The 18,527-nt window shown below is 72.7% G+C and carries 13 protein-coding genes, 1 tRNA gene and 3 pseudogenes; 11 read left to right on the top strand and 6 right to left on the bottom strand.

What is annotated here, in order from left to right:
* Window positions 1-330: 330 nt before the first annotated feature.
* Window positions 331-413: transfer RNA gene (locus RQG84_RS03870), tRNA-Leu, on the bottom strand.
* Window positions 414-705: 292 nt separating this feature from the next.
* Here RQG84_RS03870 and RQG84_RS03875 point away from each other — a divergent pair.
* The 6 genes from RQG84_RS03875 to pknB are packed head-to-tail and all read left to right on the top strand — an operon-like array spanning window position 706 to window position 7,865.
* Entirely contained in the window at window positions 706-1,428 is a 723-nt protein-coding gene (locus RQG84_RS03875; RefSeq protein ID WP_311208942.1) for a DUF3662 and FHA domain-containing protein, read from the top strand.
* Window positions 1,428-1,916 (top strand): FHA domain-containing protein, encoded by a 489-nt coding sequence (locus RQG84_RS03880; protein WP_311208943.1) that lies wholly within the window; start codon window positions 1,428-1,430, stop codon window positions 1,914-1,916. Before RQG84_RS03875 ends, RQG84_RS03880 begins: the two co-directional genes overlap by 1 nt.
* Before the next feature lie 4 nt (window positions 1,917-1,920).
* Window positions 1,921-3,216: a PP2C family serine/threonine-protein phosphatase gene (locus tag RQG84_RS03885; protein WP_082506414.1), complete on the top strand. Its 1,296-nt coding sequence runs from the start codon at window positions 1,921-1,923 to the stop codon at window positions 3,214-3,216.
* 3 nt (window positions 3,217-3,219) lie between these two features.
* The gene (locus RQG84_RS03890) at window positions 3,220-4,599 is read left to right on the top strand and encodes an FtsW/RodA/SpoVE family cell cycle protein (RefSeq protein ID WP_311208944.1); all 1,380 of its coding nucleotides are present in this window, start codon (window positions 3,220-3,222) and stop codon (window positions 4,597-4,599) included.
* Window positions 4,596-6,065: a penicillin-binding protein 2 gene (locus RQG84_RS03895; RefSeq protein WP_055962097.1), complete on the top strand. Its 1,470-nt coding sequence runs from the start codon at window positions 4,596-4,598 to the stop codon at window positions 6,063-6,065. Before RQG84_RS03890 ends, RQG84_RS03895 begins: the two co-directional genes overlap by 4 nt.
* Before the next feature lie 27 nt (window positions 6,066-6,092).
* The gene (gene pknB / locus RQG84_RS03900) at window positions 6,093-7,865 is read left to right on the top strand and encodes a Stk1 family PASTA domain-containing Ser/Thr kinase (protein ID WP_311208945.1); all 1,773 of its coding nucleotides are present in this window, start codon (window positions 6,093-6,095) and stop codon (window positions 7,863-7,865) included.
* 6 nt (window positions 7,866-7,871) lie between these two features.
* Here pknB and RQG84_RS03905 read toward each other — a convergent pair whose 3' ends face one another.
* Window positions 7,872-8,615: a DUF881 domain-containing protein gene (locus RQG84_RS03905; protein WP_311208946.1), complete on the bottom strand. Its 744-nt coding sequence runs from the start codon at window positions 8,613-8,615 to the stop codon at window positions 7,872-7,874.
* Window positions 8,616-8,671: 56 nt separating this feature from the next.
* On the opposite strand from RQG84_RS03905, the gene RQG84_RS03910 reads away from it, so the two are divergent.
* The gene (locus RQG84_RS03910; protein WP_311208947.1) at window positions 8,672-9,157 is read left to right on the top strand and encodes a cell division protein CrgA; all 486 of its coding nucleotides are present in this window, start codon (window positions 8,672-8,674) and stop codon (window positions 9,155-9,157) included.
* Window positions 9,158-9,170: 13 nt separating this feature from the next.
* Here the strand turns inward: RQG84_RS03910 and RQG84_RS03915 are convergent, their stop codons facing one another.
* The gene (locus RQG84_RS03915) at window positions 9,171-9,803 is read right to left on the bottom strand and encodes a histidine phosphatase family protein (RefSeq protein ID WP_311208948.1); all 633 of its coding nucleotides are present in this window, start codon (window positions 9,801-9,803) and stop codon (window positions 9,171-9,173) included.
* Between the two features lie 134 nt (window positions 9,804-9,937).
* On the opposite strand from RQG84_RS03915, the pseudogene idi reads away from it, so the two are divergent.
* From idi to crtI, 3 genes and pseudogenes are all read left to right on the top strand, one after another.
* Window positions 9,938-10,480, top strand: a pseudogene (idi, locus tag RQG84_RS03920) (isopentenyl-diphosphate Delta-isomerase); the annotation flags it as partial.
* 210 nt (window positions 10,481-10,690) lie between these two features.
* Window positions 10,691-11,608 (top strand): annotated as a pseudogene (locus RQG84_RS03925) (polyprenyl synthetase family protein); the annotation flags it as partial.
* Window positions 11,605-13,089, top strand: coding sequence for a phytoene desaturase family protein (gene crtI / locus RQG84_RS03930; protein WP_311208949.1), 1,485 nt, complete (start codon window positions 11,605-11,607; stop codon window positions 13,087-13,089). The pseudogene RQG84_RS03925 and the gene crtI, both read left to right, overlap by 4 nt.
* 522 nt (window positions 13,090-13,611) lie before the next feature.
* Here the strand turns inward: crtI and RQG84_RS03935 are convergent.
* On the bottom strand, window positions 13,612-14,742 hold the full coding sequence (locus tag RQG84_RS03935) for a lycopene cyclase family protein (protein ID WP_311208950.1): 1,131 nt from the start codon (window positions 14,740-14,742) through the stop codon (window positions 13,612-13,614).
* A gap of 40 nt (window positions 14,743-14,782) precedes the next feature.
* Here RQG84_RS03935 and RQG84_RS03940 point away from each other — a divergent pair, with 40 nt between their 5' ends.
* The gene (locus RQG84_RS03940; protein WP_311208951.1) at window positions 14,783-15,727 is read left to right on the top strand and encodes a phytoene/squalene synthase family protein; all 945 of its coding nucleotides are present in this window, start codon (window positions 14,783-14,785) and stop codon (window positions 15,725-15,727) included.
* A 71-nt stretch (window positions 15,728-15,798) separates the two neighbouring features.
* Here RQG84_RS03940 and RQG84_RS03945 read toward each other — a convergent pair.
* A pseudogene (locus RQG84_RS03945) lies at window positions 15,799-16,926 on the bottom strand (cytochrome P450); the annotation flags it as partial.
* The gene (locus RQG84_RS03950; protein ID WP_311208952.1) at window positions 16,923-18,521 is read right to left on the bottom strand and encodes an FAD-dependent oxidoreductase; all 1,599 of its coding nucleotides are present in this window, start codon (window positions 18,519-18,521) and stop codon (window positions 16,923-16,925) included. The pseudogene RQG84_RS03945 and the gene RQG84_RS03950, both read right to left, overlap by 4 nt.
* Window positions 18,522-18,527: the final 6 nt, after the last annotated feature.

An 18,527-nucleotide genomic window follows, 5' to 3' on the forward strand; every position in this document is an offset into this window, starting at 1 on the left:
CCCCCCCCCCCCCCCCCCCCCCCCCCCCCCCCCCCCCCCCCCCCCCCCCCCCCCCTCCGTCGGTCGCCGAGCGACCTCCTCCTCACATCCCCGCACCATCGATGCACACGCCAGCTCCGGGCCACAGCAACGACCGGGCCCGTTCAACGATCGAGCCCCGGCAGCAGTGCTGCCGGGGCCCGGTCGTTCGGTGTGCGCGAGGGGGGACTCCGTCGGTCGCTGAGCGACCTCCTCCTCACATCCCCGCACCATCGATGCACACGCCAGCACCGGGCCCCAGAAACGAACGAGGCCCCGACAGCAGTGCTGTCGGGGCCCGGTCCTGTCGTGTGCGCGAGGGGGGATTTGAACCCCCACGCCCTTGCGGACACTGGCACCTGAAGCCAGCGCGTCTGCCGTTCCGCCACTCGCGCATGGTTCCCGGAGGAACCGATCGCCGAGTCTAACAGGAGGCGTGCGGGCCGATCCCCCGCGGGGCGCGGTGCACCCGCCCACCGTCGCCGTCGTCGGTGGATCCTCAACCGCAGAGGCGCCGCTGGGGTTGAACATCCACCGATGGGGGCCGTCCGAAGGGCCTGATGTTGCGAATCCACCGATGGCGGGGTGGAACGCGTTCGCGTGCGAGTTCGCGTGCTGCGGCCCTGCCGATACGATCGTCGGGACCACCGACGACACCCGCGACCCGACCGGCAGGAGCGACACCTGATGGCAGGAGTGCTGAGCCGCTTCGAGCAGCGACTCGAAGGCGCCGTCACCGGTGCGTTCGCCCGCGCGTTCCGCAGCGCCGTGCAGCCCGTCGAGATCGCCGCCGCCATCCAGCGCGAGGTCGACAACTCCGCCCACGTGCTGTCGCGCCAGCGGATGCTGGTCCCCAACGACTTCACCGTCGAGCTGTCCGCCGTCGACCACGAGCGGCTCTCGCCCTTCGGCGACACCCTCACCACCGAGCTGGCCACGCTCGTCCAGGAACACGTGACCGAGCAGCGGTACACGCTGGCAGGCCCGCTCAGCATCAAGCTGGTGATGGCGACCGAGCTCGGCACCGGCCGGTTCCGCGTCCGAAGCCGCACCAACGCGTCGGTCCGCCCCGTCGAGGGCCAGCGGATGACCGAGACCGCCGTCCGCAGCTCGCAGGTGGTGCTCGAGGTCAACGGCCTCAAGCACCCCCTCACCCCGCCCGGCGTGGTCGTCGGGCGCGGCAGCGAGGCCGACCTGCGCATCGACGACCCGGGCATATCGCGCCGGCACGCCGACATCAAGGTCCACGAGTCCGGCGGCAACACGAGCGTCACGGTCACCGACCTGCAGTCCACCAACGGTGTCATCCTCAACGGGCAGCGCGTGCAGACCGCGTCGGTCCGCGACGGGTCCGAGATCCGCCTCGGCAACACCACCCTCACCATCCGCATCACGACGAGCGAGGCCTGATGTCGGACCTGACCCTCACCCTCATCAAGATCGGCTTCCTCGCCGTCCTGTGGCTGTTCGTCCTGTCGGCCGTCTCCGTCATCCGCTCCGACATCTTCGGCGCGAAGGCCCCGGCAGCCAAGGCCAAGCGCCAGCCCAAGGCCGCGGCGGCGCCCAAGCCGGCCAAGGGCGGCAAGAAGCAGCGCACCCCGCGCGGCGCGCCCACCAAGCTGCAGGTCGTGTCGGGTCCCAACTCCGGCCAGAGCGTCCCCCTCGGCGAGGGCCCGGTGCTGCTCGGCCGCGGCACCGACGCCGCCATCCGCCTCGACGACGACTACGTGTCCACGCGTCACGCACGCTTCGCCACCAACGGCGAGCAGTGGTTCGTCGAGGACCTCGGCTCCACCAACGGCACCTACCTGGGCAGCCAGCGCATCACCTCACCCACGCCCGTCGGCCTCGGACTGCAGGTCCGCCTGGGCAAGACGATCGTCGAGCTGCGGAAGTAGGGCGATGACCTCCCTGACCTTGCGCTACGTCGCGCTGACCGACGTCGGCCTGCGCCGCTCGATGAACCAGGACTCCGGCTACGCGAGCGGCCGGCTCATCGCCGTCGCCGACGGCATGGGTGGCGCAGCGGCCGGCGACCTCGCCTCCGCGGAGGCCATGAACGTCATCCGCCAGCTCGACCGCGAGCTGCCCGACATCGACCCGCTCGAGGCCCTCGAGAAGGCCGTCGCCCACGCCAACCACCGGCTCGGCGAGCTGGTGCAGGACGACCCCTCGGTCGAGGGCATGGGCACCACGCTCGAGGCCATGCTGTGGGACGGCGAACGCTTCGCCACCGCCCACATCGGCGACTCCCGCGCCTACCTGCTGCGCGACGGCGAGCTCACCCAGATCAGCACCGACCACACCTTCGTGCAGAGCCTCGTGGAGGAGGGCAAGCTGACGCCCGAGGAGGCGCGTGTGCACCCGCACCGCTCGCTCCTGCTGCGCGTCATGCTCGGCCGCGACGACAACGAGGCCGACTTCGACTGGTTCGAGGGCCAGCTGGGCGACCGCTTCCTGCTGTGCAGTGACGGCCTGTCCGACATGGTCGACGACGCCACGATCGAGCGCCTCCTGTCCTCGGAGACCATCGACGCCGCCGCCTCCGAGCTGGTCCGCACGGCCCTCGAGAACGGTGGGTACGACAACGTCACGGTCGTCATCGGCGAGCTCGTGGAGGACGACGGGGAGCCCGACGAGAACCTGTCGTCGTCCGACGGCCAGCCGCAGCTGGTCGGCGCGGCGTCCGGCGGACCGCGACCACGGACCGGCCAGGCCTCCGGCGGCACCGGCAAGTCCCGCACCCGCGGCGAGGCGAAGCGCGAGCGTGAGCCCGACCCCGAGGAGCTGCGCTACGCGCCGGTCCCGCCCAGCAAGTGGCGCTGGGTGCGTCGGCTGGTGGCGCTCGCCGTGGTCGTCGGGGCGATCGCCGCAGGTCTCTTCTACGCCTACCAGTGGACGCAGGACCAGTACTACGTGGCGGCGTCCGACGGCAAGGTCACGATCTACCGCGGTGTGCAGGCCGACATCCCGCTCGTCACGCTGCAGCGCGTCGACGAGGTCACCGACATCGAGCTCGACACCCTGCCGGCGTTCCGCGCCGAGCAGGTCGAGGGCGGGCTCGAGGCCGACAGCCGGGCCAACGCCGAGCAGATCGTCGAGAACCTGCGCGACCTCGCCGTCGTGCCCGAGCCCACTCCGTCGCCGTCCCCCACGCCCAGCGCGAGCGCCTCGGCCGACGACGAGCAGGGGGCCTAGGCCATGACCACCCCCACCCTCGTCCCGCGCAAGCGCCGCGGGGCCGAGCTGACGCTCACGCTGCTCGCCATCTGCATCGGCGTGGCCGCCTACTGCGCGGTCGGCCTCGGCTCGGAGGGACGCATCCCGGCGGGCGCCGTCAAGCTGGCCGGCTGCCTCGTCGTCGCCGCCATCGCGACCCACCTGTTCGTCCGCAAGGTCGCGCCCTACGCCGACCCCGTGCTCCTGCCGCTGGTCATCTGCCTCAACGGTCTCGGCCTGGCGATGATCTACCGCATCGACCTCGGCTGCGAGGACCTGTGCCTCGGCGGCAACTACGCGCCGCTCGCGAACTCCCAGCTCATCTGGTCGGCCCTCGGGATCGTCGCGTTCGCCGTGGTGCTGCTCGTGGTGCGCGACCACCGACGCCTGCAGGCCTACACGTACACCTTCGGCTTCGTCGCCCTGGCGCTGCTCGTCCTGCCCCTGCTGCCGGTGATCGGGCAGAACATCCGCGGCGCCCGCATCTGGATCAACCTGGGGCCGTTCAGCTTCCAGCCCGGTGAGGCCGCCAAGATCTGCCTGGCCATCTTCTTCGCCGGCTACCTGGTCGTGAAGCGCGACGCGCTCGCCCTCGCGGGACGCCGCTTCGCCGGCATCGACCTGCCCCGCGGCCGCGACCTCGGCCCCATCGGCGTCGGCTGGCTCATCAGCATCGGCATCCTCGTCTTCCAGCGCGACCTCGGCTCCTCGCTGCTCTTCTTCGGCCTCTTCGTGGTCATGCTCTACATCGCCACTGAGCGCCCCGGCTGGCTCGTGGTCGGCGGCGGGCTGTTCGTGGTCGGCGCCTACTTCGGCTACCTGGCGTTCGGTCACGTCCGGGTGCGCTTCGACGCCTGGCTCGACCCGTTCGCCGATCCCGACCGCAACGGCCAGATCATCAACGGCCTGTTCGGCATGGCCTACGGCGGCATCCTCGGCACGGGCTGGGGCCAGGGAAGTCCCCAGCTCACGCCGTTCTCGTTCTCGGACTTCATCGCGGCGGCCATGGGTGAGGAGCTCGGCCTCACCGGCCTGATGGCGATCCTGGTCATCTACGGGCTCGTGGTCGAGCGCGGCATGCGCATCGCCCTCACCTGCCGCGACGCGTTCGGCAAGCTCCTCGCGGCCGGCCTCGCCGTCTCGATGGCCCTGCAGATCTTCGTCGTCATCGGCGGCGTCACGCGGCTCATCCCGCTCACCGGCCTCACGACGCCGTTCATGGCCCAAGGCGGATCCTCGGTGGTCATGAACTGGGCCATCATCGCGCTGCTCCTGCGCATCAGCGACCAGACCCGGCGCCCCGCGCCCGAGGTGTCGCAGTTCGACCACGACGAGGAGACCCAGGTGGTGAAGCTGTCATGAACAAGCCCATCCGCAACCTCGCCGTCGCGTGCCTCGTGCTGTTCGCGGCGCTGCTCATCAACGTCAACGTGGTCCAGTTCGTGCAGGCCACGGACCTCAACGACCGTCAGGGCAACAAGCGCGTCATCGACGCCGACTTCTCGCGCGACCGCGGCGCCATCCTCGTCGGCGACGAGGCGATCGCCGAGAGCGAGCCCAGCGACGACCAGTACAAGTACCAGCGTACCTACCCGCAGGCCGAGCTGTACGCCCCGCTCACCGGCTACTTCTCCTACCTGTACGGCAGCGAGAACCTCGAGCGGTCGCAGAACCGGGTGCTCTCGGGCAACGACAACCGGCTGTTCGTCAGCCGCGTGATCGACCTGTTCGCCAACAAGAAGCCCCAGGGCGGCAGCGTCGAGCTGACCATCGACCCCCAGGCGCAGAAGGTGGCCGCCAGCGGGCTCGAGGCCCTCGGCAAGGACACCAAGGGCGCCGTCGCCGCGCTCGACCCGAAGACCGGCGAGGTGCTCGCCATGGTCAGCCAGCCGTCCTACGACCCCAACGCCCTGGCCAGCCACGACTTCGGCGAGGTCGCCGACGCCATGGAGAAGCTGCAGGGCGACGACGACGACCCGCTCACCAACCGGGCCACCGAGCAGATCCTGCCCCCCGGCTCCACGTTCAAGCTGGTCACCGCCGCGGCCGCGCTCGACGAGCTGGGCCTGGAGCCCGACGACGACGTCAAGGGCGGCGCGCGCCTGTCGTTCCCCGGCATCGACTACACGCTGCCCAACGAGAACGGTGGCAACTGCGGCGGCGACGAGATCACCTTCGAGCGCGCCCTCCAGGTCTCCTGCAACGTCTCCTTCGGCGACCTCGCCGGCAAGATCGGCCAGGACAAGCTCGAGGAGCAGGCGCGCAAGTTCGGCTTCGGCACCGACCCGATCGAGGGACTGCGCAACAACGCCAGCCGCTTCACGGTCGAGGGCACCGACCTCGAGGCCCCGCAGCTCGCCCAGAGCGGCATCGGCCAGTTCGAGGTCGCGGCCACTCCGCTGCAGATGGCCATGGTCGGCGCCGGCATCGCCAACGACGGTGTCGTCATGAAGCCGCAGGTGGTCAAGACCGTGCGCTCGCCCAGCCTCCGGGTCATCGAGTCCCTCGAGCCCGAGGAGCTCAGCGAGGCCATGACCTCCGACAACGCCGCCAAGCTGCGCGACATGATGGTCGCGACGGTCGAGTCCGGGACGGCCACCTCGGCCCAGATCCCCGGCGTCGACGTCGGCGCCAAGACCGGGACGGCGCAGTCCACCGCGGACCGTCCCCCCTACGCCTGGTTCGTGGCCCTCGCCCCGGCCGACGACCCCAAGGTCGCCGTCGCCGTGGTCGTGGAGTCCTCGGACACCGCCCGCAACGAGATCGCCGGCGGACGTCTCGCCGGCCCCATCGCACGCTCCGTCATCGAGGCGGTGCTCGGTGAGTGACTTCGACCCCTCAGGGAGAGTGACACCATGACCGGTACCCCCGACGAGCCCATCCTGCTCGGCGAGCGCTACGAGCTCGGCGGACTGCTGGGGCGCGGCGGCATGGCCGACGTCCGCGTGGCCCGCGACCTGCGTCTCGGCCGCACCGTGGCGATCAAGCAGCTGCGGGCCGACCTGTCCTCCGACGACACCTTCCAGGCCCGCTTCCGGCGCGAGGCCCAGTCCGCAGCCGCCCTGAACCACCCGGCCGTCGTGGCCGTGTACGACACGGGCGACTCCACGGACAAGCACGGCAACCACATCCCGTACATCGTCATGGAGTACGTGGAGGGCCAGACGTTGCGCGAGATCCTGCGCGACGACCGCAAGATCCTGCCCGAGCGGGCGCTGTCGATCACCGCCGACGTGCTCAGCGCGCTCGACTACTCGCACCGGTCCGGCATCATCCACCGTGACATCAAGCCGGCCAACGTCATGCTGACGCCGTCGGGCCAGGTCAAGGTCATGGACTTCGGCATCGCGCGCGCGATCGCCGACTCCTCCAGCGCCATGACGCAGACCGCGGCCGTCATCGGCACCGCGCAGTACCTCTCCCCCGAGCAGGCGCGCGGCGAGACCGTCGACGCCCGCTCCGACATCTACTCCACCGGCTGCCTGCTCTACGAGCTGCTGACCGGGCGCCCGCCGTTCGTCGGCGACAGCCCCGTGTCGGTGGCGTACCAGCACGTCCGCGAGGAGGCCCGTCCTCCGTCGCAGCTGAACCCCGACGTGTCGCAGCCGGTCGACCACATCGTCGCCAAGGCCCTCGCCAAGCGCACCGACGACCGCTACCAGTCGGCCGCCGACATGCGCAAGGACCTCGAGCGCGCCATCGCCGGTCAGCACGTCGACGCTCCCACGCAGGCCACCTCGGCCATCCCGGCGGCCACCGCCGTGGCCCCTGCCGTCGCCGCCGCAGCCGCCACAGGCACCCAGCCCGCCGTGGCCGACGACGAGGAGGAGGAGAAGAAGAACAAGGCCCTGTGGTGGGCGCTCGGCATCCTCGCAGCCCTGATCATCGCCGGCCTCGCGTACTTCCTGCTCGCGGGCAACGACACCGAGGACCCGGCCCAGGTGCGCGTGCCCGACGTGGTCGGCCAGGACGCCGTGGCCGCCCAGCGCACCCTCGAGGGCGAGGGGTTCACCGTCACGACCGAGGAACGTCCCGACGCCGACGTCGAGAGCGGCAACGTCGTCTCCCAGACCCCCGAGGGCGACTCCATGGCCCCCGACGGGTCGGAGATCGAGCTGATCGTGTCGACCGGACCCGAGCAGGTCCAGGTGCCCAACGTCGTCGGGCTGAACTACGACGAGGCCAAGGACGCCCTGGAGGGAGAGGGCCTGAAGGTCAAGAAGGAGGAACGCGCCTCCGACGAGTCCAAGGACACCGTCATCAACACCAACCCCCCGGCCGGCCAGAGCGTCGACGTCGGGGCCACCGTCACCGTGATCGTGTCCGAGGGCGAGGTCACCGTGCCCAACGTCATCGGCATGTCGCGCGACGAGGCGCAGAAGGCGCTCGAGGACCTCGACCTCGACGTCTCGGTCACCGAGGACCCGTCGTCGAGCGCCCCCGAGGACGAGGTCACCGGCCAGTCCACGCCGGCCGGGCAGACCGTGCCGCCGGGGTCGTCGATCGAGATCACCGTGTCGAGCAACCCCGGCGACGACGGGGGCCCGGGCAACGGTGACGCCGACGCGAACGGCGAGGCCGACGCCGATGCCGGGGCCGACGGCGTGGCCGACGGGCTGGGTCAGTAGCCGGGGTCAGGCCAGCGGGCGGGCGTACTGCAGCGAGGTCGTGCCGGTGTAGGGACCGATCACGAGGTCGTCGCTCGACTCGACCTTCATGCCCAGTCGGTACTTGGTCACGTAGCGCTCGTAGTTGACGACCTCGGGCGACGTGCCGAGCGAGTACGTCATGCCCGGACGGTCGCCGATCGCCTCGACGACGTAGGGCGGGGAGTACGGCCGGCCGTCGATGATGACCGTGCTGCCGACGCACACGATCGCCGTGGTGGACACCAGCCGCTGACCCTGCAGGCTCACCGCCTCGGCGCCACCGGCCCACAGCGCGTTCACGAACGCCTGGAGGTCCTGCTGGTGGACCACGAGGTAGTTGGGGTCGACCCCGGAGGTGGCCGCGCTGCGCGGCGCGTCGTCGAGCGTGACCCTGATGCCCGGTCCGCGGGCCGTGCTGAGTCCTGCGACGTCGCGCAGCGACCGCAGCCGTCGGGCGACCGCGTCGATGCCGCTGCTGCGGTCGGCGGCGTCGAGGACGTCGTCGATCTCGCGCTGCAGGTCGTCGGCCTGCTGCTGGCGCTGCTCCACCCGGAGCGTGCGGTCGGAGACGAGCGAGGCGATGTCGCCACCGGCCGGGCGCAGGTCCTCGCCGTCCGACGTCGCGTGGGCGGCAGCTGCGGTCAGGCCGGCCACCGAGCAGACCAGCAGCACCGCCACCGACCAGCCCCGGCGGGACCGGACCTGCGACCGCGCACGCGACCCTGACATGCGTGTCCCTCTCCCCAGTCCGACGACGACCACGTCGGCGACTACGCTAGCCCAGAATGTCCCGTAGGCAGCCGAAAGAGATCCCCGTGGCCAAGAACAGCAACCCGAGCAAGGTCCGCACCCCCCGAGGTGGCTGGCTGCACCCGCTCGCCCTGCTGCTGCTCGTGGTGGCGATCGCGTGGGCGGTCGGCGCCTTCTTCACGGTCTCGGACCGCTCCTTCCCCAACGTCGGCGCGATCCCCGGCCTCTTCCGCCTGGGCGGCTGGAACTTCGCCGTCGCCGCCGTCCTCGCCTTCGCCGCGTCGTCGGTGGCCGACCGCACCCGCCCCGAGCCCGAGCCGGGCGCGCCCACCGGCAACCGGTACGCCGCGCCGCTGATGATCGCCTCGGCCCTGGTCGGCCTGCTCTGGATCGTGGTCTTCTACGTCATCTCCGGCACCGACATCCAGATCCCGGTCTACTCCGACCTCGGCGACTGGAACATCGTCATCGGCATGGGCTTCATCGTCGCGGCCTTCGGGTTCGCGATGAAGTGGGAGTGACCCCGCCGGATCCCTACCGGAAGGTCACCTGGTCGGCGGGCACGTGCCCGTGCTCGTTGTAGGTGAGCAGCCGGGTACCACCGCGCCCCACGATCAGGGTCGTGACCGAGGCGTTCACGAGCACCCGGTTGAGCGTGATGAACAGCGACGAGTCGCCGGCCAGCAGGTGCGACGCGACGAGCGCGATCGGTCCTCCGGACGTGAACACCGCCACCCGTCGGCCCGTCCCGGCCTCGGCCACGGCGGCGTCGAGGGCACGCAGCACACGCTCGGAGAACTCGGCGAACGTCTCCACCGACGACGGCGCCCCGCTCACCCACGCGCCCAGGGCGGCGTCGAGCTGCTGCTGGAAGGCACGCAGGTCCGTCGTCGGGGTCACGTCCATGCCGGCGAGCGCCAGGTGGTCGTACTCGTTCCAGCCGGCGTCGACGTCGTACAGGTCGCCGTCGATCGCGTCGAGCGCGGCCACCGCGGTCTGGGCGTGCCGCTTCATGGACCCCGCCACCGACCAGTCGGGGCGGAAGCCCGACGCCTCCCACGCCATGCCGAGCCAGGAGCCCTGTCGGGTGCCGCGCTCGGACAGCTGGTCGTAGTCGTCGCTGCCGAAGGAGGCCTGGCCGTGCCGGATCAGATGGAGGGCGCCCACCTCGGAAGGCTAGCGGGTCGCTGGCCCGGGCCGGGGTACCCACGAGGTGGGGCCCTGCGCCCCACCCCACGTGCCCACCCCACTTGCACTGCGAAGTCGGCGCGCTGCGTCGAAGATGGAGGGATCATGAACGTCTGGACGACACGCCGGTGACCGCCCTGGAGGCCGAGCACGACCTGGTGGTCCTGCTCGAGGACGACGGCACGCCCGCCGGCACGGCACCCCGGCTCTCGGTCCACGGCACCGAGACCCCGCTGCACCAGGCCTTCTCGCTGCACCTGTTCGACGACCAGGGCCGGGTGCTGCTGACCCGACGCGCCCTGAGCAAGCTCACCTGGCCGGGAGTCTGGACCAACTCGTGCTGCGGGCACCCCCGACCGGGCGAGGCCCTGGAGGACGCCGTGCGCCGACGTCTGCGCGAGGAGCTGGGGGTCGAGGTGGACGACCTGCGGATCGTGCTGCCGGACTTCCGGTACCGCGCCGTCGACGCCAGCGGGGTGGTCGAGAACGAGATCTGCCCCGTCCTCGTGGGCCGGGTCCGCGGCAGCCTCGCCCCCGATCCGGCGGAGGTGGGAGAGCACCTCTGGGTCGCCTGGTCCGACCTCGTGGCCGCCGCGACCGCCACACCAGGCGTCTACAGCCCGTGGTCGGTGCTGCAGGTGCCGCAGCTCGACGCCCGCCGATCCCACCTCCCCCTGCGTGACAGCGCACCCGCGGTCGGCTCCACGACGGGCTCCGACGCCGACACCGTCACGGCCGTCGCCGATCTGCTCGCCACCGAGCTGACCTGGGTGGAGTCGGTGTGGGACGCGCTGGTCCCTCCGGGCGGCGCAGGTCCGCTCGCGGGAGGTCCTGGCGACCTCCCCGGCTGGCTGCGCTCCCTCGTGCTCGGCGGCGGGAAGCGCCTGCGCCCGCGGATGTGCCACTGGGGCTTCGTGGCGGCGGGCGGCGAGGTGGGCACGCCCGCCCACGACGACGTGGTGCGCGCCGCGGCCGCCCTCGAGACGCTGCACCTGTTCGCCCTCGTGCACGACGACGTCATGGACCAGTCCGTCGAGCGCCGGGGTGCGGCCGCCGCCCACGTGGTCGCGGCGCGTCGTCACCGCGAGGCCGACGGCCACGGCGACCCCGACCGCTTCGGCCAGAACATCGCGATCCTGCTGGGCGACCTCGCGCACAGCGAGGCCGACCGGCTCGTCCACACGCTGCCCCTCGCGCTGCGCGACTACTGGTACGAGCTGAACCTCGAGCTGATCGTCGGCCAGCGGGCCGACCTCACCGGGGCCGCAGGGCGCCGCACCGACCTGGCCCACGCCGAGGCCGTGGCCGCGCTCAAGTCCGGCGCCTACACGATCGGTCGCCCGCTCCAGCTGGGCGCGCTCGCGGCCGGCGCCACGGCGGCGCAGCGTGACGCGCTCGAACGGTTCGGCTCGCACCTCGGGCGCGCGTTCGCCTGGCGTGACGACGTGCTCGGCGTGTGGGGCGACCCCGCCGTGACGGGCAAGCCGTCGGGCGACGACCTGCGCGAGGGCAAGACCACGCTCATCTGGGTGCTCGGCGCCGACCGGCTGACGGGTGAGGCCGCCGCCGCCATGGCACGCGTCGGCACCACCGACGCCCGCGACGGTGACGTCGCACTGCTGCAGCAGGCCCTCGCCGAGGCGGGCGTGCGGCAGGAGGTCGAGGACCGCATCCGGGCCGAGACCGACCGAGCCGAGCAGGTCCTGCTCGACTCCCCGTTCACCGCGGAGGGTGTCGTCGGTCTGCGCGACACCGCCCGCACCATCTCCTGGAGGTCTGCATGAGCCACGTCGTCGTCGTCGGAGCGGGGCTGGCGGGCCTCGCCGCCGCCTGCCACCTGGTGGGCGACGGGCACCGCGTCACCGTGCTCGAGCGCGAGGACGTGCCCGGCGGTCGCGCCGGTCGACTGACCCGCGAGGGCTTCACGTTCGACACCGGCCCGACGGTGCTGACGATGCCCGACCTCATCGACCGGCCGCTTCGCGCGGCCGGCTCGAGCCTGGCCGAGCGGCTCGAGCTGAGCCTGCTCGACCCGGCGTACCGGGCCTTCTTCGCCGACGGCTCCACGCTGGAGGTCCGGCACGGACACGAGGCGATGCGCGCCGAGATCCACCGGGAGTGCGGCAGCGTCGACGCCGCCGCGTTCGACGAGTTCGTGGTGTGGCTCCGCAAGCTCTACCTGACCGAGATGCCGCACTTCATCGACCGCAACTTCGACCGGCCCACCGACCTGCTCTCCCGGCCCATGGCCGCCGCACGTCTGCTGGCGATGGGTGGGTTCACCCGGCTCGGGCCGATGATCCGGCGACGCTTCGCCGACGAGCGGCTGCACCGGCTGTTCTCGTTCCAGGCCATGTACGCGGGCCTCGCGCCGGACGACGCACTCTCGCTCTACGCCGTCATCACGTACATGGACTCCATCGAGGGCGTCTACTTCCCGAAGGGCGGCATGCGCGCCGTGCCGCAGGCCCTGGCCGACGCGGCCTCCGACGCCGGTGCGGACTTCCGCTACGGCACCACCGTCACCGCTCTCGTGCGCGACTCCGGGGGCCGCGTGCGTGGCGTGGCCACGGGCGAGGGGACCATCGCGGCCGACGCCGTCGTGTGCACCATCGACCTGCCGACGGCCTACGAGTGGCTGCTGCCCGAGCTGAAGCTCCCCCGCGCCGTCCGTGGCATCGGCGGACGCCTCGGTGGGGACTACTCGCCGTCGTGCGTCGTGTGGCACGTGGGCGTCAAGGGTCTGCCGCAGGGCAAGGCCCACCACAACATCCACTTCGGCCACGAGTGGGCGGGGGCGTTCGAGGACCTCATGAAGCGCGGCACCCTCATGCGCGACCCCTCGCGACTGGTCACCATCCACTCCCTCGACGACGACGATGCCGCACCCGAGGGCGACAGCACGCTCTACGTGCTGGAGCCGACGCCCAACCTCGACGTCGGCCGCATCGACTGGAAGGCCGAGCGCGAGCCGATGAAGGAGCGCCTCATGGAGTTCCTCGAGGGTGCCGGCTACCCGACCGACGTCGTCGTCGACGAGCTGGTGACGCCCCTGGACTGGCACGAGCAGGGCATGGCCGCGGGAACCCCGTTCGCGCTGGCCCACACGTTCGCCCAGACCGGCCCGTTCCGCGCCGCCAACGTCGACAAGCGGGTCCCCGGCCTGGTGTTCGCCGGATCGGGCACGGTCCCCGGCGTCGGCGTCCCGATGGTGCTCCCGTCGGGCCGCCTCGCCGCGGAGCGGGTCAACCAGCTCCTGCGCTGACCCGCCCGCCAGTCTCCCCGTTTCGGACACTTCCGGGGCGGTTCGAGTGGTCGGGGTGCCCCGGAACTGTCCGAAACGTGGGGACCTGCGGCTGCGCCGGCTGAGTGAGTCGTCGAGGCGGCCTCCGAAAGGCCTCGACCGGGCAGCGACCAGCGACCCGACCGAGCCCTCGGGGCACGGCCTCACGTTTCGGACAGGTCCGGGGCATTCCGAGCGGCACGCGTGCCCCGGAACTGTCCGAATCGGCGTTGTGACGCCTTCAGGTCGATTTCCGCGAAGAGAACCGACGCGAAGGCGTCAAACCGCCCGGACCGGGCCCGGCGGGCTCGGCCGACCCCCTCGCCCCCGCACCGTCGAGGCCTCTCGCGGAGCAAGGACGCGAGAAGCCGCGCCGACGCAGCCGCAGGTCCACACGCCCCACCGCGGTAGGCGATATGACGCGTTTGCGTCGATTTCCATCGAACGAACCGACGTCAAGGCGTCACGACGCGGCGGGGGCGCCCTCCAGGGAGGGATGGTCGGTCAGCGGCCGAGGGTGGCGCGGGCCAGCTCGCGCCGGCCCGACCACGGCATGTGGCGGAACATGGTCCACATGGCGCCGGCCACGGCCGACGGCGGCGCGTCGCGCGACATGAAGGCGCGCTGCTGGTGGGCCGGGAGGCGGCCGAAGCCGTCGAAGAGGGCGAGGGTGCCGTCCACGTCGAGGCGCAGCAGGGCCCGCAGACCCGCCTCGCGAAGCCCGTCGACCGGACGCACCGGGTCGACCTGGTCCGGCACGCGCCCGGCCGCCAGGTCCTCGGCGAGGGAACGACCTCGCAGCAGCGCGTGCGCCACCGAGTAGCCGGTGACGAGGTGCCCACCGCGGCCGGCGACGCCGAGCGCGAGCGTGCCCGGCACCGGTGGTCGACCGCGGCCCCGCATCGGGATCCGCACGACCTCGCGGGCCAGCGGAGCGTCGACCACGGCGGGGTCGACACCGCGGGCCGCCAGCCGACGCCGCAGCCGCACCTGCAGCTCCTCGACGGCCATGCCTGGAGCGGCGGCCAGGCAGGTCTCCTCCAGCAGCACGGTCCCGTCGCCGAGGTCGAAGGCGTACAGGAACGTCGGAGTCGCACCCGCGGGCGGCACCCCGCCCGGCGCCCAGTCGGTGCGCCAGTCCATCAGCAGCGACTCCGCACCCTGCAGCGCCGGAGCCGCGACGTCGGCGGGGACGACGACGCCGAACGCGGTCTGCGCCGGCGCCGGGTCGTGGGCCACCCGTCCGTCGGGACGCGCGCCGCGGGCGTCGACGACGACCCTGGCCTGCCCCGCCAGCGCCGCGACGCCGGCGTCGTCGAGCCGGTCGCGGCGCACGTCGACCCCGTCGAGCGGCAGCGCTGCCTGCACCGCCGCGTTGTCGAGCACCACGTACGTGCGCGGCAGCCGGTGGACGGCGGTGGCCCGCACCTGTGGCGCCGCCGACCGCGCCCGCACGACCGTCGGCGGCAACCCGGACAGCTCGTCCTCCCACACGCCGTACGTGGGCGTCCAGCCGGCCTCCGGCCGCGGGTCGACGGCCAGCACGCGCAGACCGAGCGCCGCGCAGCGCGACGCGAGCGTGCGGCCGGCCGGACCGAGCCCGACGACCGCGACGTCAGCGGGACCGGTTGTCATGCGGCCCATCCTCCCGCACCTCAGTAGGCTGGGCTGCACCATGGCACGCCCCCTGCACCCCGACCCGCGGCTGGCCGAGGGCTACGCGCGGTGCGCCGAGCTGACGAAGCGCCACGGCACCACCTACTACTGGGGTGCGCGGCTGCTCCCCCGCGAGCAGCGGATCGACGTCTACACCGTCTACGCGCTGTGCCGGCTCGCCGACGACATCGTCGACGAGCCCGAGCGTGTCGACCCGGCCGTCCCGGGCCACGGCGAGGTCGACCCCGGGGTGCGGCTGCGGATGTTCGAGCAGCACTTCTGGGACTGCGTGGCCGCCGGCCGGTCCGACGAGCCCGTCATGGCCGCCGTCGTGGACAGCCTGCAGCGCCGCGGCACCGACCCCGAGTGCTTCGACCGGTTCTTCCGCGCCATGGAGCTGGACCTGACCCGCACCACGTGGGAGACGTGGGAGGACCTGCGCGACGGCTACATGGAGGGCTCGGCCGCCGTCATCGGCGAGATGATGCTGCCCGTGCTGCAGCCCCTCACGCCGGCGGCGAAGGAACCGGCCCGCGCGCTCGGGCACGCGTTCCAGCTGACGAACTTCCTGCGCGACGTCGGCGAGGACCTCGACCGCGGGCGGGTCTACCTGCCTCAGGAGGACCTGCAGCGCCACGGCGCCGACCCGTGGACGCGTCGGGTCACCCCCGCGTGGCGCTCGATGATGGCCGAGCAGGTGGAGCGCAACCGCGCGCTGTACCGCGAGGCGGCTCCCGGCGTGGCCATGCTGCCGAGGCCCGGGGCACGCTGCGTGGCCACCGCGCTGCGCATGTACTCGCGCATCCTCGACCTGATCGAGGAGGCCGACTACGACGTCTTCTCGGGCCGCCTCCGGGTGAGACCACGCACCAAGGTCGCGATCCTGGCCGACGTGCTGGTGCGCGGTCCGGGCCGCGGACTGCCACCCTCGCCGAGGGCCAGCCTCGCCCCCCGGAGCCAGTAGCCGGCGATCAGGTGGTCCCAGCCCAGCTCGGGCTCGGTCTCCAGCCGCGGCTCGAGCGCCAGCAGCCGCAGCAGCAGGGCGTCGGACTCCAGCAGGGCCAGCGGCTGCCCGGGACACTTGTGCTCACCGTCGCCGAACGCCAGCACCGGGTCACCCACGCCTGCGGGCAGGGAGCGGCCGGGGCACAGGTCGAGCGGGGCGTCGCCCACCGCGCGGGGGTCGGCGTTGCCGGGGCGCACGCACACGTCGACGAGGTCACCGGGCTCGATCGTCCACGCGTCGTCGCCGTCGGTCACCGCGATCTCCTGCTGGGCCCGCCGGTACAGGTGTCCGACGACGGGCTCGAGCCGGATGATCTCGCCCAGGATCGCCAGCCGCTCGACCTCGGGCGCCACGAGGTAGCGGGCGCGCAGGGCGTCGTCGTCGAGCAGGTGCAGCGCAGCCATGACGATGAACTCGCGCGTGGTCACCATGCCCGCGGTGCCGTACGTGACGCACTCGACGAGGATGCTCGCCGTCGAGTACCCCTCGGCCAGAAGGTGGCTGATGATGTCCTCGCGCGGCTCGCGTCGCCGCGCCCGCACGGCGGGGCGCACGTCGGCCAGGAACAGCCGGCCCACCGGAAGCAGCCCGCGGTAGGCGGCCTGCATCCACTGCCCGCGGGACCTGCCGAGGTCACGGCGGGTGATGTCGAACGGCGGCTGGCTGAACATCGCCTCCAGCCGTCGCGCCATGCGGGGCACGGACGACTCGGTGAGTCCGACGACCTCGGCCGTGACCTCGACCGTGTACAGCAGCGCCAGCTCGTCGAGGGTGCACCCGCCGTCGGCGACGGCCTCGGCGAGCAGCCGGTCGGCCACGGAGTGCATGAGGTCGGTGTACCGCTCCGCCACGACGGTCGGTGCGAGGAAGCGCGCCACCTTGCGGCGCTGCTCGTCGTGCCTCGGGCCGTCGGAGACCAGGATCGGGTGGTGCTCGAGGTAGCCCTGCGGGATCGCCTCGGCCGTGAAGCCCGCCTGGGTCGTGGCGTGCCGGGCGCGCAGCACCTGACGCGCGGCCTCGAGCGACCGGATCCGCCACACGGTGCTGACGCCGGGACGGCCACCGGCGTCGACCCGCTCCACGCGCGGGTCTCCCGTCTCGTGCCCCGCCTCGCCGGGCAGGACGGCCCGACGTCGCGACCGGGTGGCGTCGCTCATCGCGAGAGCGAGGGCAGCCGTGGGCGTCGGCGCAGCAGGCCGTCGAGCGGGACGGTCCACACGTCCTCGCCCCGCACGCCCCACCCCGCGAGCAGCTGGTTGGCCGCGAGCACGCCGGTGGTGGCGGCCCGCTCCATGAGCGCGATCGGCCAGTCGACCCGCAGCCCGTCGCCGGCGAGCACGAGCCCGGCGTAGGGGGTGTCGACGGTCAGGCGGTCGCGCCACGGTCCTGTGCCCACCAGTCCGCAGTCGTCCTCCACGAGCAGCTCCTCGTGCACGATCCCGAGCGTGCGGGTCTCGGGGTAGACGTCGTGCAGGGCGGCCAGGAGCCGCTGCCGCACCAGGGCGACGTCGAGGCCTCCGGGGCCGTCGCCGGCCAGGTCGGCGTCACGGACGGGGTCGGTGGCGTAGGCGTGCAGCTCCACCACCGAGCCGCCGTGCCGGGCGGACCACTCGGCGGCCCCGCGCTCGAAGCGCTCCAGCACCGTCACGTTGTCGAGCAGGTCGTACCCGCTCGTGCCGAGGAACGCCTCCCGCTCCGCCGCGACCGTGCCGTCGAGCCACAGCCGCAGCACCGCGAAGGGCGGGGCGTTGCGGCCGGCGGCAGCGCGGCGGTGCCAGTCGCGACGCTCGTCGTCGTCGGCGGGCAGGGGGGCCACGAGCGTGCGCGTGGTGCGGGGGTCGGTCGCCAGCACCACGGCGTCGGCCCGCAGGGCCTCCTCGCCCGTGTGCACGAGCCAGCCGTCGCCGTCTGGTGCGACCCGGTCGGCCCGCGCACCGGTGCGCACCCGCGCGCCCAGCCCCTCGAGGTAGCGGCCGAGCGGTGCCCACAGCACGGCGTCGTAGTCGTCGTCGGGCACGTCGAAGAGCAGGCCCTCGGAGCTGCCGGTGAAGTAGGTGTGGAACATGCCGACCAGCTCACCGGCCCCGAACTCGGTGGGGTGGGCGAAGAACGACCGGGCGAAGACCTCCAGCGCGAGGTGACGCGCTCCCTCGGGGAAGCGCAGCCGGTCGAGGAAGTCCTGGGCGGACTCGCCGTCGTAGCGCTCGTGGCTGGCCGGGTAGGAGGCGTCGACCAGCTCGAGGGCACTCGGCACGTGGACCGACGGCAGGGCCGAGACGGGGAACGTGGGGCTGCGCAGCACGAAGGTCAGCAGGTTGAACGGCGGCGTGGCCGGCAGGGCCGCGAAGGAGTCGGTGAGCCCGTCGCCGCGACGCAGCGGGTAGTCGGGCACCGGCACCAGGTGCGACAACGTGGGATCGACGCGGCGCAGCAGCGACCGCAACGTGTAGTACTGCCGGAAGAACGCGTGGAACCCGCGGCTCATCGTGCGCGCGCCGTCGGGTCCGCCGGATCCGGTGTCGCCGTCGTCGGCCAGTGGCCAGGCGCGCACCCGGCCACCCAGCTGGTCGCACGCCTCGAGCAGGGTCACGCGGGCACCGCGCTCGGCCAGCACCACTGCGGCGCCGAGGCCGGCGATGCCGCCGCCGACCACCACGACGTGTCGGTCGTCGCCCAGCCGCGAGGAGCCGGGGGCGGCGGGGTGGAGCACGGCGTTCCGGTCGCGACCGGGTGGGACAGGACGTGAGGCCATGACGCG

Origin of the sequence: Aeromicrobium sp. WCS2018Hpa-31 (assembly GCF_031843905.1) — a bacterium.
In the GTDB taxonomy this organism is placed as follows: Bacteria; Actinomycetota; Actinomycetes; order Propionibacteriales; family Nocardioidaceae; genus Aeromicrobium.

Bases quoted from the DNA above. Each gene is read 5' to 3' on its own strand.
- RQG84_RS03875 (WP_311208942.1), top strand. From the start codon at position 706: ATGGCAGGAGTGCTGAGCCGCTTCGAGCAGCGACTCGAAGGCGCCGTC.
- RQG84_RS03880 (WP_311208943.1), top strand. From the start codon at position 1,428: ATGTCGGACCTGACCCTCACCCTCATCAAGATCGGCTTCCTCGCCGTC.
- RQG84_RS03885 (WP_082506414.1), top strand. From the start codon at position 1,921: ATGACCTCCCTGACCTTGCGCTACGTCGCGCTGACCGACGTCGGCCTG.
- RQG84_RS03890 (WP_311208944.1), top strand. From the start codon at position 3,220: ATGACCACCCCCACCCTCGTCCCGCGCAAGCGCCGCGGGGCCGAGCTG.
- RQG84_RS03895 (WP_055962097.1), top strand. From the start codon at position 4,596: ATGAACAAGCCCATCCGCAACCTCGCCGTCGCGTGCCTCGTGCTGTTC.
- pknB (WP_311208945.1), top strand. From the start codon at position 6,093: ATGACCGGTACCCCCGACGAGCCCATCCTGCTCGGCGAGCGCTACGAG.
- RQG84_RS03905 (WP_311208946.1), bottom strand. From the start codon at position 8,615: ATGTCAGGGTCGCGTGCGCGGTCGCAGGTCCGGTCCCGCCGGGGCTGG.
- RQG84_RS03910 (WP_311208947.1), top strand. From the start codon at position 8,672: ATGTCCCGTAGGCAGCCGAAAGAGATCCCCGTGGCCAAGAACAGCAAC.
- crtI (WP_311208949.1), top strand. From the start codon at position 11,605: ATGAGCCACGTCGTCGTCGTCGGAGCGGGGCTGGCGGGCCTCGCCGCC.
- RQG84_RS03935 (WP_311208950.1), bottom strand. From the start codon at position 14,742: ATGACAACCGGTCCCGCTGACGTCGCGGTCGTCGGGCTCGGTCCGGCC.
- RQG84_RS03940 (WP_311208951.1), top strand. From the start codon at position 14,783: ATGGCACGCCCCCTGCACCCCGACCCGCGGCTGGCCGAGGGCTACGCG.
- RQG84_RS03950 (WP_311208952.1), bottom strand. From the start codon at position 18,521: ATGGCCTCACGTCCTGTCCCACCCGGTCGCGACCGGAACGCCGTGCTC.